The sequence below is a fragment of the Pseudoalteromonas sp. NZS127_1 genome, assembly GCF_015864295.1.
In the GTDB taxonomy this organism is placed as follows: domain Bacteria; phylum Pseudomonadota; class Gammaproteobacteria; order Enterobacterales; family Alteromonadaceae; genus Pseudoalteromonas; species Pseudoalteromonas arctica.
Window position 1 is genome coordinate 147,518 of the sequence record NZ_JADYXO010000010.1, and the last position, 16,004, is coordinate 163,521.

General features: G+C 40.4%; 13 protein-coding genes. 6 read left to right on the top strand and 7 right to left on the bottom strand.

Annotated features, from left to right (window positions below):
- Nucleotides 1-85 precede the first annotated feature (85 nt).
- Both I6F50_RS11255 and udk read right to left on the bottom strand, forming a co-directional pair.
- Nucleotides 86-1,312: a NupC/NupG family nucleoside CNT transporter gene (locus I6F50_RS11255; RefSeq protein ID WP_007583535.1), complete on the bottom strand. Its 1,227-nt coding sequence runs from the start codon at nt 1,310-1,312 to the stop codon at nt 86-88.
- Between the two features lie 17 nt (nt 1,313-1,329).
- Nucleotides 1,330-1,962 carry a uridine kinase gene (gene udk, locus I6F50_RS11260; RefSeq protein ID WP_007583533.1) on the bottom strand — a complete coding sequence of 211 codons (633 nt, stop codon included), beginning with the start codon at nt 1,960-1,962 and terminating at the stop codon, nt 1,330-1,332.
- Nucleotides 1,963-2,154: 192 nt separating this feature from the next.
- Here udk and I6F50_RS11265 point away from each other — a divergent pair, with 192 nt between their 5' ends.
- The 3 genes from I6F50_RS11265 (at nt 2,155) to I6F50_RS11275 (ending at nt 5,007) form a co-directional block, all read left to right on the top strand.
- Complete coding sequence (locus I6F50_RS11265; RefSeq protein ID WP_010555228.1) at nt 2,155-3,387, top strand: phosphopentomutase; 1,233 nt, start codon at nt 2,155-2,157, stop codon at nt 3,385-3,387.
- Nucleotides 3,387-4,091 carry a purine-nucleoside phosphorylase gene (deoD, locus tag I6F50_RS11270; protein WP_002959109.1) on the top strand — a complete coding sequence of 235 codons (705 nt, stop codon included), beginning with the start codon at nt 3,387-3,389 and terminating at the stop codon, nt 4,089-4,091. Before I6F50_RS11265 ends, deoD begins: the two co-directional genes overlap by 1 nt.
- A 697-nt stretch (nt 4,092-4,788) precedes the next feature.
- Nucleotides 4,789-5,007 carry a hypothetical protein gene (locus I6F50_RS11275; RefSeq protein WP_165722933.1) on the top strand — a complete coding sequence of 73 codons (219 nt, stop codon included), beginning with the start codon at nt 4,789-4,791 and terminating at the stop codon, nt 5,005-5,007.
- Between the two features lie 437 nt (nt 5,008-5,444).
- Here the strand turns inward: I6F50_RS11275 and I6F50_RS11280 are convergent, their stop codons facing one another.
- Entirely contained in the window at nt 5,445-6,335 is an 891-nt protein-coding gene (locus I6F50_RS11280) for a tetratricopeptide repeat protein (protein WP_197176240.1), read from the bottom strand.
- Between the two features lie 903 nt (nt 6,336-7,238).
- Between I6F50_RS11280 and katG the strand changes: the two genes are divergently transcribed.
- Complete coding sequence (gene katG / locus I6F50_RS11285; protein WP_197176241.1) at nt 7,239-9,419, top strand: catalase/peroxidase HPI; 2,181 nt, start codon at nt 7,239-7,241, stop codon at nt 9,417-9,419.
- A 162-nt stretch (nt 9,420-9,581) separates the two neighbouring features.
- On the opposite strand, the gene I6F50_RS11290 is transcribed toward katG, so the two are convergent.
- Nucleotides 9,582-10,154 (bottom strand): hypothetical protein, encoded by a 573-nt coding sequence (locus I6F50_RS11290; protein ID WP_010555231.1) that lies wholly within the window; start codon nt 10,152-10,154, stop codon nt 9,582-9,584.
- 192 nt (nt 10,155-10,346) lie between these two features.
- Between I6F50_RS11290 and arfB the strand changes: the two genes are divergently transcribed.
- Nucleotides 10,347-10,760: an alternative ribosome rescue aminoacyl-tRNA hydrolase ArfB gene (gene arfB / locus I6F50_RS11295; protein ID WP_007583522.1), complete on the top strand. Its 414-nt coding sequence runs from the start codon at nt 10,347-10,349 to the stop codon at nt 10,758-10,760.
- A 129-nt stretch (nt 10,761-10,889) separates the two neighbouring features.
- Here arfB and eat read toward each other — a convergent pair whose 3' ends face one another.
- From eat to I6F50_RS11310, 3 genes are read right to left on the bottom strand one after another with little or no spacing between them, the layout of a single operon-like run.
- Nucleotides 10,890-12,296 carry an ethanolamine permease gene (gene eat, locus I6F50_RS11300; RefSeq protein ID WP_197159960.1) on the bottom strand — a complete coding sequence of 469 codons (1,407 nt, stop codon included), beginning with the start codon at nt 12,294-12,296 and terminating at the stop codon, nt 10,890-10,892.
- Between the two features lie 58 nt (nt 12,297-12,354).
- Nucleotides 12,355-13,242 (bottom strand): ethanolamine ammonia-lyase subunit EutC, encoded by an 888-nt coding sequence (gene eutC / locus I6F50_RS11305; RefSeq protein WP_197176242.1) that lies wholly within the window; start codon nt 13,240-13,242, stop codon nt 12,355-12,357.
- Nucleotides 13,239-14,645 carry an ethanolamine ammonia-lyase subunit EutB gene (locus I6F50_RS11310; RefSeq protein WP_197176243.1) on the bottom strand — a complete coding sequence of 469 codons (1,407 nt, stop codon included), beginning with the start codon at nt 14,643-14,645 and terminating at the stop codon, nt 13,239-13,241. The genes eutC and I6F50_RS11310 overlap by 4 nt, the downstream gene beginning before the upstream one ends.
- A 220-nt stretch (nt 14,646-14,865) precedes the next feature.
- Here I6F50_RS11310 and I6F50_RS11315 point away from each other — a divergent pair, with 220 nt between their 5' ends.
- Entirely contained in the window at nt 14,866-15,846 is a 981-nt protein-coding gene (locus tag I6F50_RS11315) for a helix-turn-helix domain-containing protein (protein ID WP_165741312.1), read from the top strand.
- Nucleotides 15,847-16,004 lie beyond the last annotated feature (158 nt).

Consider the following 16,004-nt stretch of genomic DNA (forward strand, 5'->3'; position numbering starts at 1 on the left):
AGTATCGTTCAAGTCAGATAGAGCTTTAACCCCTTAAAGCGCTATCCTCTTGTTTTGCAACACCGGTGTTCATCTCAATAAGTTTCTAAGCTAGCGAGAGGAAAAACCCAGCAATTGCTGCGCTCATAAGGTTAGCCATAGATCCTGCTAACACTGCTCTGAGCCCTAAGCGTGCGATATCCTTCCGCCGACTAGGCGCCATACCGCCTAACCCACCTAGTAAAATGGCTATCGATGATAAGTTAGCAAACCCACATAAAGCAAAAGTAACGATTGCTTGTGTGTGCGCGCTTAACGTATCGCGATAATTTATAAAGTCTAAGTAAGCAACAAACTCGTTTACTACTATCTTTTGACCAATAAAGCTGCCGGCTATAATCGCTTCATCCCATGGCACACCTAGTAACCATGCAACTGGAGCAAATACATAACCTAATATTTCTTGAAGCGTTAATGTTGGGTAATCAAACCACCCGCCAATACCGCCTAATAAACCGTTTAATAATGCAATTAGCGCTACAAAAGCAAGTAACATTGCACCTACATTAAGTGCTAAATGCATACCGTTTGCAGCACCTGATGCAGCTGCATCAATTACATTTACAGGTTTATCTTCGTCATCTAAATCTAAATCAGCTAAGTTATCTCTAGGCGTTTCAGTTTCTGGCACAATCATCTTGGCCATTAAGAAACCACCTGGTGCAGCCATAAAGCTCGCAGCAATAAGATACTTAAGATCTACGCCAATAATTACGTAACCGGCCATTACAGAGCCTGCTACAGTGGCTAAGCCACCTACCATTACTGCAAACAATTCCGATTTTGTCATCGTTGCTATAAATGGCTTAACTATTAACGGTGCTTCAGTTTGGCCTACAAAAATATTTGCAGTTGCTGAAAGCGATTCTGTGCGCGAGGTCTTCAATAATTTTTGTAAACCGCCGCCTAAAATCCTAATTATCCAATCCATAATGCCAAGGTGATATAACACAGCAACAAGTGCTGAGAAAAACACGATAACCGGCAAAACTTGAATCGCAAAAATAAAACCTAATGTGTCTTGTGAGGCAAGTGGACCAAATAAAAATCCAATACCGTCGTTTGCATAACCAATAACCGATGAAACGGCTGATGACATGCTAGTTAACACATTTTTACCTGCTTCGAAAAACAGTACAAAACCACCAATAACAATTTGCATCGCAAATGCTATACCAACGGTTCTTAAATTAATTGCCTTGCGATTAGTTGACGCAGCAAAGGCAATGCTTAGTAGCACACACATGCCTACTAAGCTCATAAATGTTGTCATACAAATGTTTCCCGTTGTTATTCTTGTAGTAAATATTTAATTTTACTTTTTATTATATCAATCGCAACGCGGTTCATGCCGCCTCGAGTCACAACTAAATCAGCGTTATGCTTAGAAGGCTCAATGAATTGATAAAACATCGGTCTAACAGTTGCCTGATATTGCTCAACAACAGATTGTAATGTTCTGCCTCGTTGCTCCATATCACGTTGCATACGACGCATTAAACAAATATCTAAAGGTGTGTCTATAAACACCTTAATATCAAATTCTTTATTAAGCGCTTTATCACTCAATAGTAAAATACCTTCAACAATGAGTATTTTAGCAGCTGGCACTCGGCGTGTGGTTGCGCTGCGCGTGTGCTGTGCATAATCATACGTTGGTACTTCTACTGAGTTACCACAACGCAGTTGCGTTAAATGCTCAAGCATTAATGCGTGTTCAAATGCATCTGGATGGTCGTAATTTGTTTGCGTACGATGAGCCATCGGCAAATGCGACTGATCCTTGTAATAAGCATCTTCTTCAATAATGGCGATAGCGCCTGGTTCAAGCTCATTAACCAATTCATTGTAAATTGTTTGGCTAAAAAGAGATTTGCCCGACGCTGATGCGCCTGCAATGGCTATAATAGTAGTTCGTGTCACTAAAGTTCTCATCCACACAGAAAGATATATTGTTGGTAGATCACAATAGCAAAAAAGACACGATTAATCTCTTTTGCTTCGCTCAAGGGTGCAAATTTATAATGTTTAGGTTTTATGAAACAGGACTTTTGTCCTGTACGAAAAATTCGATCAGCAGATAAAGTAACCGCCTAGAATCAAAGTGAGGTCAAAATGGCAAGAGCAATTATCTTAATGGCAGATAGCCTAGGAATCGGTGCAGCACCAGATGCAGATAAATTCGGCGATCTTGGAGCTAATACATTCGCTCACTTACTAAAAGCATATTACGACGAAACAGGCAGTGCGCTGTCGCTTCCTAACCTATCAAAACTTGGGTTAGTGGATGCATGCGAAGCTGCCGGTGGCGAACCGTGTTTAATTTCAGACCGCCAAGCTCCTCAAGGTGCATGGGGTTACGCTAAAGAAATCTCTAGCGGAAAAGACACGCCATCAGGTCATTGGGAAATGGCAGGCGTACCGGTGTTATTTGATTGGGGATATTTCCCAAAAACACAGCCAAGTTTCCCACAAGAATTTATAGACGAGTTTATTGCTCGTACAGGTATTCCTGGCATTTTAGGCAATTGCCATGCATCAGGAACTACCATTTTAGAACAGCTAGGTGAAGAGCACGTAAAAACAGGTAAACCAATCTGTTACACCTCAGCTGATAGCGTGTTTCAAATAGCCGCGCATGAAGAGTCATTCGGCCTAGAGAAGCTTTATCAAGTTTGCGAAATCGCACGGGCGCTACTTGATGAAATGAATATAGGACGAGTGATTGCGCGGCCATTTTTGGGTTCAAATAGCCAAGACTTTGCTCGAACGGGTAATCGTCGTGACTATTCAGTACTTCCGCCTGCACCAACATTGCTAGATGTACTAGCAAAAGACGGCGGCGAAGTAATTAGTATTGGTAAAATTTCAGATATTTACGCGCATCAGGGCATAACCCAAAAGCATAAAGCACCTGGACTTATGAACTTGCTAGAAAAAACCAGCGAAGTAATGGAAAGCGCGCCAGATCGTAGCTTAATCTTTACTAACCTAGTTGATTTTGATGAAAAATTTGGTCATCGCCGTAATCCAGTAGGATACGCAAAAGCATTAAAAGAATTTGATGACTATTTACCAACTATACTAAATCAGTTAAAAGCAGATGACGTATTAATGATCACTGCAGATCATGGCTGTGACCCAACCTTTCCAGGTTCTGAGCACACTCGTGAATACGTACCTGTTATTGCATACCAGCCAGGTATGAGTAACACACCATTAGGTGAACGCAACAGCTTTGCAGATATAGGTCAAACACTGGCACAGTGGTTTAGCTTATCTGCGCTTGATTACGGCGACAGCTTTTTAAATGAGCTAAAAACGCCAAATAAAAAGGAAAACAATTAATGAGTACTCCGCATATCAGTGCAAACGTTGGTGATTTCGCCGAAACAGTATTAATGCCAGGCGATCCGCTACGTGCGCAATATATTGCTGAAAACTTTTTAGATGATGCAGTACAAGTTACAGGCGTTCGTAACATGTACGGTTTCACTGGTACTTACAAAGGTAAGCCAGTAAGTATCATGGGTTCAGGCATGGGCATTCCATCAATGTCTATTTATGCACGTGAGCTAATTGTAAGCTTTGGCGTTAAAAATATTATACGTATTGGTACGTGTGGCGGTATTGGCACAGATATCAAAATTCGTGACGTAATTTTTGCACAAGGTGCAAGCACAGATTCAAACGTAAACCGTGCACGCGTACGTGGCTACGATTTTGCTGCTATTGCTAACTTTGACCTACTTTTAAACGGCGTAAACGCTGCTAAAGAGCTAGGAATTAAAGCAAAAGTAGGTAACGTATTTACGACAGACACATTCTATCAAGCAGATGACTCGTTCTATAAAGACTTAGACAAGTTAGGCATGCTAGCAGTAGATATGGAAACAGCCGGTTTATACGGCGTTGCAGCTGAATACGGCGCAAACGCAATGGCACTATTTACAGTAAGTGACCACGTAATCACTGGCGAAGCAACACCTGCTGATGAGCGTCAAAGCACGTTTAACGAAATGGTTAAAATTGCATTAGAGTCAATAGCTTAAATAACACATAACAGTTCCTTGGTAACGTATTCACTAAGTTTTGGAGACACGCCCAAAGTGAAGTGAGACTAAACCTCCAAAGCCGCATTTTATGCGGCTTTTTTTATGCCTGAAGAAAATGGGTAGCAGCTTCTAATTACTTATACCAATTCGCTTAATTAAGTGATCTATTTTGAGGATGGAAAAACGTGTTGATAGCTAGGCAAAAAATTCACTATTTAGTTGTTCTAAATGAGAATTTTTTAACGCCCGCAAGCAGCGCGTCTACAAGTGAATTTTAGCCACCGCGTTAAGTTTTCCACGTAGGCGCAGAGCTTGCTCGCGCGAGAAGCGCAGCTTCTAATTACTTAATCACCCATCCTAAAAACTACGTTTTTAAACGCCCGTAAGCAGCGCGTCTACAAGTGAATTTTAACCACCGCGTTAAGTTTTCTACGTAGGCGCTAAGCTTGCTCGCGCGAGAAGCACAGCTTCTAATTACTTAAGCTAACTACTCTAAAAGCGCAGCGTCTCTAAACCTATTTGTGTATAACAGCCCTAAAAAATAGTATGCACGCAGAGAAGAAAAAGAGGAGCAAATGAGAAGAGCAAAACCAATGCTGACTCGGCATTATAAAAGTACAAGCGTTGCTTTAAAAGCTTGTAACTTGCGCGAATAGCAGTGTTTATACCAAGTTTAGAGTATGACTTGTTGCTAATGTTAGAAGCACAGTTTCTGATTGTTTTTATTATTTTAACTTCTAAGCTCTTCTCTAAAAGCGCAGCGTCTCTAAACCTATTTGTGTATAACAGCCCTAAAAAACAATATGCACGCAGAGAAGAAAAAGAGGAGCAAATGAGAAGAGCAAAACCAATGCTGACTCGGCATTATAAAAGTACAAGCGTTGCTTTAAAAGCTTGTAACTTGCGCGAATAGCAGTGTTTATACCAAGTTTAGAGTATGACTTGTTGCTCATGTTAGAAGCACAACTTCTGATTATTTTAACTTCTAAGCTCTTCTCTAAAAGCGCAGCGTCTCTAAACCTCTTTGTGAATTAATCACTTTAGGTCTTAACTCTACGGTAGAGCAGAGTTTGTAGAGCGCAGTAAAGCTTCTAATTATACCAATCTGCTTATATATGGGGTCTATTTAACGTTAAGAAAATTAAGCTAGAACTAGGCAAAAATTTTTGTATCTAGTTGTTCTAAATAAAAAATTTTTAACGACGTTATAGTGCAATTTAATTCGTTAAATTGATCAAAAATTTATGCAGGTTGGTATTACCCAACAAACATAACCTTTAAAAACAAAAAAAGGGCCAAGGCCCTTTTTTATGATGTTGCGCCTAATCATACAGGCCAAATACTGAGTGCTTAAACAACTTCACCAGCTACTATCGTATTAAAGCTGTCGTTGTCATGTAAGCTTGCAAATGCGCTCTCATGTAATAGCTCATTACGTAAATTTGGAGAGTATTCAAGTGCCATTTTAATGTCGGCTAATGCATCAGCATGCTTATGTGTTAGCGCATAAGCACATGCTCGTTGCCAATAGGCATAACCATAGACACTATCTATATCAATGGCTTGATTACACAACTCAATGGCTTGTGCTGTTTCATTTATTTCTAATAACGCATCGGCCTTATAAGCAATGGCTTCAACATCCTCTGGTTTGCGTTTTAAAATCTCATCAAATATTTCAATTTTATTAGCAAAATCACTTTCTAAATTGGCGCGCATCCATAACGAATGAACCTCGTTGGTAACTGATATTCGCTCTTGGTTACTGAGTATTTCTTCTGAGCGTACGCGTAGTTTTTCTTCAAGAATTTTTAATCGGTCTTCATACTCGTCAGTAATTACACTTACACGTGTATTTACAATATCTTCTACTTTGTTTTTAACATCGCGTAGTGAGTTCCAGCCCACTAAAACCAAAATAGAAGCCGTAGCGGTAATTATAAAAAATACATTATTAATAGTATCGGTAGTGTATGTTAATGCGCGATCTGCAGTATCAAGCTGTGCATGAGTAACTTGCTTAGTTACATCCTCACGGAGTTTTTGTTGATCTTGCCTTACGGCTTTTAGCTCGTCGAGTATGTAGCGCTCCATTAGCGGTTTAAACATAGACTCTTTAAGTTGTTTGAGGGCTTGTTGCTCTTGTTGTGCTGTAGGGTCTGCTGGTTTTTGTTCAGCAGAATTTACTATGCCCGAAAAAAAAGTTAAACAAACAAAAAGTGTAGATAGGTAATAACGCATCGGTACGCCTAATTAAATTAATTACTGTAATAACTTTAACATGCAGGGCTGAATGGCACTAGGGCGCGTTGACTTTTCAGGATTAAAATTGACCTAATTTAGATAGGAGTAATAGTTGTAAGAATTTTTTAGCCTAGTGAGCTTAGCAATAACAGGTTAAAGCATGAGCATTTTGCTAATACTTAGTTGGTTTTAAGAAAAAATAGGCAAAAAAAACCAGCTCAATATGAGCTGGCAAAAACTGCTTAAAACAACAATATGTCGTAGGGATTCACAGGAGAACAACTTCATACTAACTGAATCTTTATGAACAAATACTTAATTCAATTCAATTAGTTAAAAATATAAGAATACTCAAAGTATTCGGTTTATAAAGTAAAGGTGCATTGGGCTTAAGTAATGCACCTTTATAATTATAACTATATAACTACAATTTCATGGTGAAGGGGGGTATTCCAATGTGCGCTTCAAATAAATTAAAGCCACTTTCAAACCCTTCACATACCATTACGCCGAAATTTTTCAATTCGATCACAGGTCTAGTAAAAAGGTTAAGGTTAATTCACTAATTTTTTTTATCTTACGTAATACCTTATACGAGCGTCATCAAATTTATTTTTACTATTATTTTGAACGTAATTACAAAGCTATTGTTAAATACATCATTAGCAAAAGGCCAATCAAAAATATAAATTGGAGCAATCGTTTTAAATAGTATGTTGAGGCTGGCGTAGCATAATTTATGCGCCTATATTAAGGATACGTAAGTGTTTAGGCAGGCACACTAAATAATAAGTAAGCCGATTAAATAAAAATAACCGTTACTTTTTAAAAAGTTATAAATACATAAGCAACAATACTGATTGATTAAGTATTTTACTTTTCTATTATAAGGATTCCAGAATGAGCAACCCTAAAGCAGGCCAATGTCCGGTCATGCACGGCAGTAATACTAAAACGTCTAATCCCAATACTGATTGGTGGCCAAATGCCCTAAACTTAGACATTCTTCATCAGCACGACACCAAATCAAATCCATACAATAGCGACTTTAATTACGCTGAAGCATTTAAATCAATCGATCTTGACGCGCTAAAAACAGACGTAAAAAGCTTAATGACCGATAGCCAAGATTGGTGGCCAGCCGATTGGGGACATTACGGCGGTTTAATGATTCGTTTAGCATGGCACTCAGCGGGTTCATACCGTTTGGCCGATGGTAGAGGGGGCGGTGGTACAGGTAATCAACGTTTTGCGCCACTAAATTCATGGCCAGACAACGGTAACCTCGACAAAGCGCGCCGTTTACTTTGGCCAATAAAGAAAAAATACGGTAACAAGCTTTCATGGGCCGACTTAATTATTTTAGCGGGCAACATGGCATACGAATCAATGGGTTTAAAAACCTTTGGTTTTGCCGGCGGCCGAGAAGATATTTGGCATCCTGAAAAAGACGTTTACTGGGGAGCTGAAAAAGAATGGTTAGCGCCAAGTGATGGTCGTTACGAAAGTGTAGATAAACCAGACACCATGGAAAACCCATTAGCCGCAGTACAAATGGGCTTAATTTATGTAAACCCTGAAGGTGTAAATGGTATACCTGATCCGCTTAAAACAGCGGCCCAAATTCGCGAAACTTTTGCGCGTATGGCAATGGATGACGAAGAAACCGCTGCATTAACGGTAGGCGGGCACACAGTAGGTAAAGCACATGGTAATGGCAAAGCAGAAAACTTAGGCCCAGAGCCAGAAGCTGCTGACGTACACGAGCAAGGCCTTGGTTGGAATAACACTACAACCCGTGGTATTGGCCGCGATACAGTTACATCAGGTGTAGAGGGCGCATGGACTACGCACCCAACACAATGGGATAACGAATACTGTAAGCTTTTATTAACCTACGAATGGGAACTCACTAAAAGCCCTGCAGGTGCTCATCAGTGGGAGCCTATTAATATTAAAGAAGAAGACAAGCCTGTCGATGTAGAAGATTCATCAATTCGTTTGAACCCAATGATGACAGATGCTGATATGGCCATGAAAGTGGACCCAACGTACCGTAAAATTATTGAGCGCTTTTATAACGACTTTGACTACTTTTCAGACGTGTTTGCACGTGCCTGGTTTAAACTAACTCACCGCGATTTAGGTCCTAAATCATGTTACTTAGGTGCCGACGTACCAAGCGAAGACTTAATTTGGCAAGATCCAATTCCAGCCGTTGATTACACATTAACAGACGACGAAATTAGCAATCTAAAAACCACATTATTAAATTGTGGTGTTAGTGCCGCTGATTTAATAAATACAGCTTGGGATAGCGCACGTACTTATCGTGGTTCTGATAAACGTGGCGGCGCAAATGGTGCACGCATTCGTTTAGCACCGCAAAAAGATTGGCAAGGTAATGAGCCAGAACGTTTAGCATCAGTACTTAGTGCGCTTGAAAAAGTGCAGGCTGGCTTGAGTAAACCTGTTAGCATCGCCGACTTAATTGTTTTAGGTGGTACAGCAGCCGTAGAACAAGCTGCAAAACAAGCCGGTGTTGATGTAAACGTGCCGTTTGCTCCAGGACGTGGAGATGCAACAGACGAAATGACTGATGCAGAATCGTTTGATGTACTAGAACCCATTCACGATGGTTTTAGAAACTGGCTGAAAAAAGATTACGCAGTATCAGCGGAGGAGTTATTACTAGAGCGCAGCCAACTAATGGGATTAAGTGCACCAGAAATGTCGGTACTTATTGGTGGGATGCGAGTACTAGGTACTAACTATGCTGGCAGCGAACACGGCGTATTTACAAATAGCGTAGGCTCATTAACCAACGACTTCTTTGTAAACTTAACTGACATGTCAAACCGTTGGGAGCCAACTCAAAAAGGTTTATACAATATAGTAGACCGTAAAAGTGGCACTACTAAATGGACTGCAACACGCGTTGATTTAGTATTTGGATCAAACTCTATATTGCGCGCACTTGCTGAGTTTTATGCACAAGACGACAACAAAGAGCGCTTTGTACATGACTTTGTAAACGCATGGGTAAAAGTAATGAACGCAGACAGATTCGATCTTAAATAATCTGTACGCTAAATAAAAACGGGGGAGTAATAATTTACTCCCCCGTTTTTGCATATAGTCCCGGTCAGTATTACTTATAAAATATTGTAATTTATCTAAGTCATATAAAAATTAGGCATTAAAAAAGGCGGCAAAAGCCACCTTTTTATAAAACAATAAAACTTATAGAAGTGCAAAAAGCTTTTGTAGTTGTGGCATGTATTCGCTGACAAGTTCAAGGTTGCTTTCGCTTACTAAAGACTCTGTAGACTCCTCAGCTGCGCTTGACGATTTACCAAACGAACCCATTAACGAGCTAGCGCCTTTATCTTTAGCACTTTTCATGCTTTGAAAACCGCCCATTACTTTATTCGCTGTTTCTTGATTATCAGCAGATAAACCCGATTTAAGGTTTTCGATATAAGCCATTGATACTTCAGAACCTACAGTTACTAGTTGCTCTGGTGTAAAGCCGTAGCGGCCTGTAACACCCGCGAAGCTTTTGTATAGGTCTTGCTCTTTAATCATGCTTAGTGCGCTATTAGCTAAAGAGCTTTGTTCGTCAACACTTTGATCTGCAGAACCACCTAACATACTTGCTAAGTCTAAGTCTTTTAAAGACTCTTGGCTGCTTGCCCAGCTCGTTACAGCTGGCAGTGCTTTCATATAGCTTTGAAGTTGACCTTCGTTAATATCTACTGCAAGGCTTGAGAAACTCATTGCTAATAAGCTAAGTGATACAAGTATTTTTTTCATTGAGCATTTCCTAGTATTAAAGTTGTGCCAATTAGAAACTAATAAGCAACACTTGCCAACACAAAATAATATATTGGCAGATTTTATAGTACAATTTATGAGAATTTATTTAAGTTCTAAGAATTTAGTTCATTCACCACAAGCTAATGTACTGATGATATAATACATTTTTGACAAATAGAGCTGAACACAATGTTAACAATTTCAAATACTGTCACTATCGATGAATGGGAACTAGAGCTAACGGCTATTCGTTCGCAAGGTGCCGGTGGTCAAAATGTTAACAAAGTAGCCAGTGCAATTCATTTACGCTTTGATATTAACCGCTCTAAATTACCTGATTTTTATAAAGAGCGCTTACTTGCCTTAAATGATACAAGAATTACCAAAGAAGGCGTTTTAATAATTAAAGCGCAAAGCCATCGTACTCAAGAGCTAAACCGAGAAGATGCCCTTAAGCGCTTAAAAGATTTAATACTTAGTGCTACCGTTGTTAATAAAGCGCGTCGTGCCACCAAGCCCAGCCGTAATTCACAGCGAAAGCGCATGGATAAAAAAACTAAACACGGGCAAAACAAAGCGCTACGCGGCAACATAAAGTTTTAGTTTTAAACGGTATTAATAAAGTATAGAAGGGACTTGATGCCTACATGCAGGCATCATTTTTACATCGTATTGTACGTATAAAAATATGAGTGAGGGGTAGCCTCACTTATATTTAATAACTATTAATACCTACTTAGCCATTTCTAAATCAGATTCTGCATTTGCCAACATTGCAAACTCTTCATCAGCGCTTTTAGCAACTAAGTGTTTTGAGCTATAGCCAAAGTAATATGCGGCGCCCACAATAAACAGCACCATAGTGTATAAAAATGCACGAGGGTCAAACGCATACACGCCCGTTAATGCTATAAGCGAAAGTACTAAAGCAATACTTGACGTAACTACGCCACCTGGAGTTTTGTACGGGCGAGGTAAATCAGGTTGTTTAACGCGAAGTAAAATATGACTCAGCGCCATTAATGCATACGAGAGCGTTGCACCTACTACTGCCATTGCAAGTATTAAGTCACCCTCACCACTGAGTGATACTAAAAAGCCAAATACTGCCGGTACAATCAACGCACGTGCTGGCACTTTGCGATTAGTCGTAATAGACAACGAACGTGGTAAATAACCGGCTCTAGATAAAGCAAACACTAAGCGACTATAACCATAAATAATAGAGAAAAACGAAGCAACTAAACCCGCAAGCCCTAATATATTTACAACGGTTGCTAAGCCCTCACTACCGGATGCATTTAATGCATCAACTAAAGGTACAGCACTTGCCCCCATTGCAGCAGCACCGCCAGCACCAGGTACTAAAACAACAACTAAAAAAGCAGTAAATAACAAAAAGATCATTGCACCAATAATGCCTTTTGGCACATCTCTAGCGGGATCTTTTGCTTCTTCAGCAGCAAGCGGTACACCTTCAACCGCTAAAAATAACCACATGGCAAACGGTAATGCAGCCCAAACCCCGTACCAACCTAAAGGTAAAAACTCACTGGCTCCCACTGCATCGGTTACGGGGACGTCAAATAAGCGCGATGCATCAAAATTTGTGATTAAAACAAAAGCCGTTGCAATAATAGCTAATACCGCTAAACCACTTATTACCATCATTACTTTAAGCGCTTCTCCTACGCCCGCTAAATGAATTCCCACAAATAGTAAGTAAAATAATGCATATACCCATGGGCCATTAAATCCGGTGAGGGCTTCAACTGCCGAGCCAATAAAAATAACAATAGCAGCGGGCGCTAAGGCGTATTCAATTAATACGGCAAGCCCGGTTAAATAGCCTCCCGCTGGCCCCATAGCTTGACGCGCAAAACTATAACCACCGCCTGCAGCAGGTATTGCAGCTGACATTTCAGCAAGCGATAGTACAAGCGCTAAATACATAACCGCCATTAATACTGCAGCAATGGCAAAACCACCCCAACCGGCTTCGGCGATACCAAAGTTCCAGCCTGCAAAGTCACCCGATATTACATACGACACACCCAAACCTGCGAGCAATAACCACCCCGCAGTACCCCGTTTTAACTGTCTTTTAGCAAGGTACTCTGTATTATTATTAGTAGACATAACCTTTCTCCGTTGATGTTTAGTTTTTATTTTTTATTTCATGTGTTTTTAATTAAAATTATTCAGCAATTAAAAAGTTAGTGGTTGAAACCTGATGCTCAATTACATCATCTTGTGTGCGGTCTTTTAAATTAACCCCAGTTAGTTTTAGTTTTTTAGCTTCACGTAATAAGTACAGTGCGCGTCTCGCCGCTTCTGTATAAGGTAGGCCTGCAGGGCGAATATTCGATATGCAATTACGACATGCATCGTTAAGTCCTGTTTTGGGCTCCCATGTTAAATACAAGCCAAGGCTATCTGGCGAACTAAGTCCTGGGCGCTCTCCTATTAACACCATAACCACCTGCGCATTTAGCAACTCACCTATATCGTCGCCAATCGCTACTCGCCCTTGCTCAACCAAAGTAATGGGAGCAATTTTAAATTGCTTGTCTGTTGTAAGGTGCGTTAATAGCTCTGTTATAAATGGGTATGCATTTTTTTGTACCGCCAACGACGAAAGTCCATCAACCACTACAATCGCTAAATCGTATTTAGCCTGCGTAGTGTGTTTTTGTTTATTCATATAGCTGAGAAGTACTTGCCTACCATTTTCATCAAGTTTGCGGCCTAAATCGGGTCGCTGAAGGTAAGTAACCCTGTTAACGGCTTGGCTGTGTAAATGCAGGGGAGGGGCAACCTCTTTTAGAGCACTAATACTGCCTAGTTGCTCAGTTATTTCGTTAATATCAAGCGGAAAACTCACCGCATCACGCGCTTGTGCATGAGATAGCTGAAAAGCCAGCATTTCTGAGGTTGGCAAACTTATACCAGCGCGACCAAGCCCAATACGGGCGTCGGTAAAACGCCGTAAATCACTCCAAGGGTTGTGCACTACATTACCGTTATTTTTATGCTCATTTACTGAGTTATCTAATGGAGTGGTCGGTTTTGAACGTGATTTCATGAGCCACCTCCAGCAATTGCACCCAGAGGTTTAGCAAAAGCGGGAGGCAAGGTATCTGAAAGTGTGATGTCGGTAGTGCTTTGCATAATTTTCATTTTGCTTAGCCATACTTCAAACTCAGGGGCGGGTCTAGAGCCAAGAACTCGACGCACATATAATGCATCATGAAACGACGTAGTTTGGTAGTTAAGCATAATATCGTCAGAGCCAGGTATTCCCATTACAAACGAGCAACCTGCAACACCTAATAGCGTTAGCAAATTATCCATATCGTTTTGATCGGCCTCTGCATGATTGGTGTAACACACGTCGCACCCCATCGGTATGCCTAGTAACTTAGCGCAAAAGTGATCCTCAAGTCCTGCTCGGGTAATTTCTTTACCATCAAACAAATATTCAGGGCCAATAAACCCCACCACGGTATTAACCAGTAACGGATCAAACTTACGAGCAACTGCATAAGCGCGAGCTTCACACGTTTGCTGATCAAGCCCATGATGCGCATTTGCTGAAAGCGAACTGCCTTGCCCAGTTTCAAAATACATCACATTATTGCCAACAGTGCCGCGCTTTAAACTCAAAGCGGCATCTTGCGCTTCAGCTAAAGTATTTAAATTAAAACCAAAACTTGAGTTAGTAGCCTCCGTGCCGCCAATCGACTGAAATACCAAATCAACCGGTGCGCCAGCTTCTATACATTCAATAGTGTTAGTAACATGTGTAAGCACACAGCTTTGCGTCGGTATGGCGTATTTTTGAATAACATCATCCATTAATGTCATTAATTTAATGGCCTGGGCAACGTTGTCTGTTGCTGGGTTTATACCTATTACGGCATCGCCATTACCGTATAGCAGCCCATCAAGCATGCATGCAGCAATACCGTTAATATCGTCAGTTGGATGATTTGGTTGTAAACGTGTAGATAAATGCCCAGGGAGGCCAATAGTGTTTCTAAAAGCACTTGTAACATGGCACTTTTTAGCAATTAATATGAGATCTTGATTGCGCATTATTTTGCTAACTGCAGCAGCCATTTCAGGCGTAATTCCTTGCCTTATACTTGCAAGTACAGCGGGTGTTGCAAAGTCGCTTAAAAGCCAATTACGAAAATCGCCTACAGTTAAATGTGCAATAGCCATAAAGGCATTGGCATCGTGCTCGTCAATAATTAAGCGTGTAATTTCGTCATCTTCGTAGGGAATAAGTACCTCATTTAAAAATGTTTTAAGAGGTACATCGGCCAATGTCATTTGAGCCACAGCACGTTCTTGTGCTGATTGTGCAATGACGCCCGCTAAGCGATCACCCGAACGCTGTGGCGTTGCTTTAGCCATTAACTGGGCTAAGTTCTTGAATTTATAAGTGTGTGTACCTAAAGTGTAACTGTACGCTTGCCCCATGATTTACTCCACATAACTAACATGATAAACCTTGGTATAGGTTTTGCTGCATCTTTAGCTATAAATCAATTTTCAATAGTTACAAGACAGCTTATTTTGTACCAAGTAACTATCGAATTTCGGCAAAAGATTATTTATTAATCCAATTCAATTGGTTACATACGCAAAGCGGTGTTAACTTAACCATAATAAAAGTGTAACGAAAAAGAGCATCCCCTATATGGCGCAGCAAAGTAGCTACAACGCACCACTAAAGAGCAAGGTGCAAACACACGATATAGACGAGCAAGCGCATAGCCTTACTCAATGGCAGCAAAAATACGATCAAATGAGCGACGGCAGCTTTTATGGTTTTATTGAAGAAACAGATTACGTCAATATTCATGTGTTTAAAGAATACACCGAGCGAGCGCTTCGTCAGCAATGTAACATCGCCCCCAATTCGGTTTGGCTTGGCATTCCTTGTCAGTCGCAGCAAAGTAAGATTAATGGTCTAAGTGTGGCAAGTAATCAATTTATGTGCCGTACAAGTGATAATGACTTTGAGCTGATAACCCCTGAGCAATTTAATATTTATGGTTTGGTAATCGATTGGAATTCAATTGAATATATGGCGCAGCTACAAGGCGTAACATTGAAAAACCTATCATCTGCACAATCAGCTCGCTTATCGGTAAGCAACTCATCATTGCAAACGGCAAGGCAAATAATTAATAGCATGGTTGTAGGCAAGGGCTTTGGACTTAAAACCGAATCGCAACAAGATATGCTAAACATGTTGGCACTACACTTATTACAAGCAGATAATCCACAACAAAATATTGCGCCAAGTTATAAACATCGAAAAGCCGTAGTAGATAAAGTAAAAGATTACGTGGCCACAAATCCACAAAACCCAATAACCATAACCGAGCTGTGCGAGCTTGCCTTTGTAAGTAGGCGCACACTTCAGTATAGTTTTGAGAGTGTTTTAGGAATTAACCCTTTGCGGTTTTTACGTTTAACACGCTTAAATAATGTAAGGCGGGAACTAAAAAAACCAAACCAAGATAAGCCAATTTCAGTAATAGCAGCCAATTGGGGATTTTGGCATGCGGGACAATTTGCTAAAGATTACACGCAACTATTTGGTGAAAACCCATCACAAACAGTTAAAAATTCAGCACAGCAGTTTAAACCACCGTGCTCTACAAACTTGTAGGTGCGAATTTACTTCGCGCTCATGTAACGTGGCTTTAATGCTCTAAAAGTGAAAGCGAGGTATAAAACCTCACCTACATCGCCCCCTGTGTCAGGATAGTTGTCGCCTCTAACTTTTAATAGAGGCAGATAAAATGAGACGTCGATTTACACAAGAAT

Excerpts from the sequence above, each read along its gene's own strand:
- katG (WP_197176241.1), top strand. The coding sequence starts at position 7,239 with ATGAGCAACCCTAAAGCAGGCCAATGTCCGGTCATGCACGGCAGTAAT.
- deoD (WP_002959109.1), top strand. The coding sequence starts at position 3,387 with ATGAGTACTCCGCATATCAGTGCAAACGTTGGTGATTTCGCCGAAACA.
- eat (WP_197159960.1), bottom strand. The coding sequence starts at position 12,296 with ATGTCTACTAATAATAATACAGAGTACCTTGCTAAAAGACAGTTAAAA.
- I6F50_RS11315 (WP_165741312.1), top strand. The coding sequence starts at position 14,866 with ATGGCGCAGCAAAGTAGCTACAACGCACCACTAAAGAGCAAGGTGCAA.
- I6F50_RS11310 (WP_197176243.1), bottom strand. The coding sequence starts at position 14,645 with ATGGGGCAAGCGTACAGTTACACTTTAGGTACACACACTTATAAATTC.
- eutC (WP_197176242.1), bottom strand. The coding sequence starts at position 13,242 with ATGAAATCACGTTCAAAACCGACCACTCCATTAGATAACTCAGTAAAT.
- I6F50_RS11280 (WP_197176240.1), bottom strand. The coding sequence starts at position 6,335 with ATGCGTTATTACCTATCTACACTTTTTGTTTGTTTAACTTTTTTTTCG.
- I6F50_RS11275 (WP_165722933.1), top strand. The coding sequence starts at position 4,789 with ATGTTAGAAGCACAGTTTCTGATTGTTTTTATTATTTTAACTTCTAAG.
- arfB (WP_007583522.1), top strand. The coding sequence starts at position 10,347 with ATGTTAACAATTTCAAATACTGTCACTATCGATGAATGGGAACTAGAG.
- I6F50_RS11255 (WP_007583535.1), bottom strand. The coding sequence starts at position 1,312 with ATGACAACATTTATGAGCTTAGTAGGCATGTGTGTGCTACTAAGCATT.
- I6F50_RS11290 (WP_010555231.1), bottom strand. The coding sequence starts at position 10,154 with ATGAAAAAAATACTTGTATCACTTAGCTTATTAGCAATGAGTTTCTCA.
- I6F50_RS11265 (WP_010555228.1), top strand. The coding sequence starts at position 2,155 with ATGGCAAGAGCAATTATCTTAATGGCAGATAGCCTAGGAATCGGTGCA.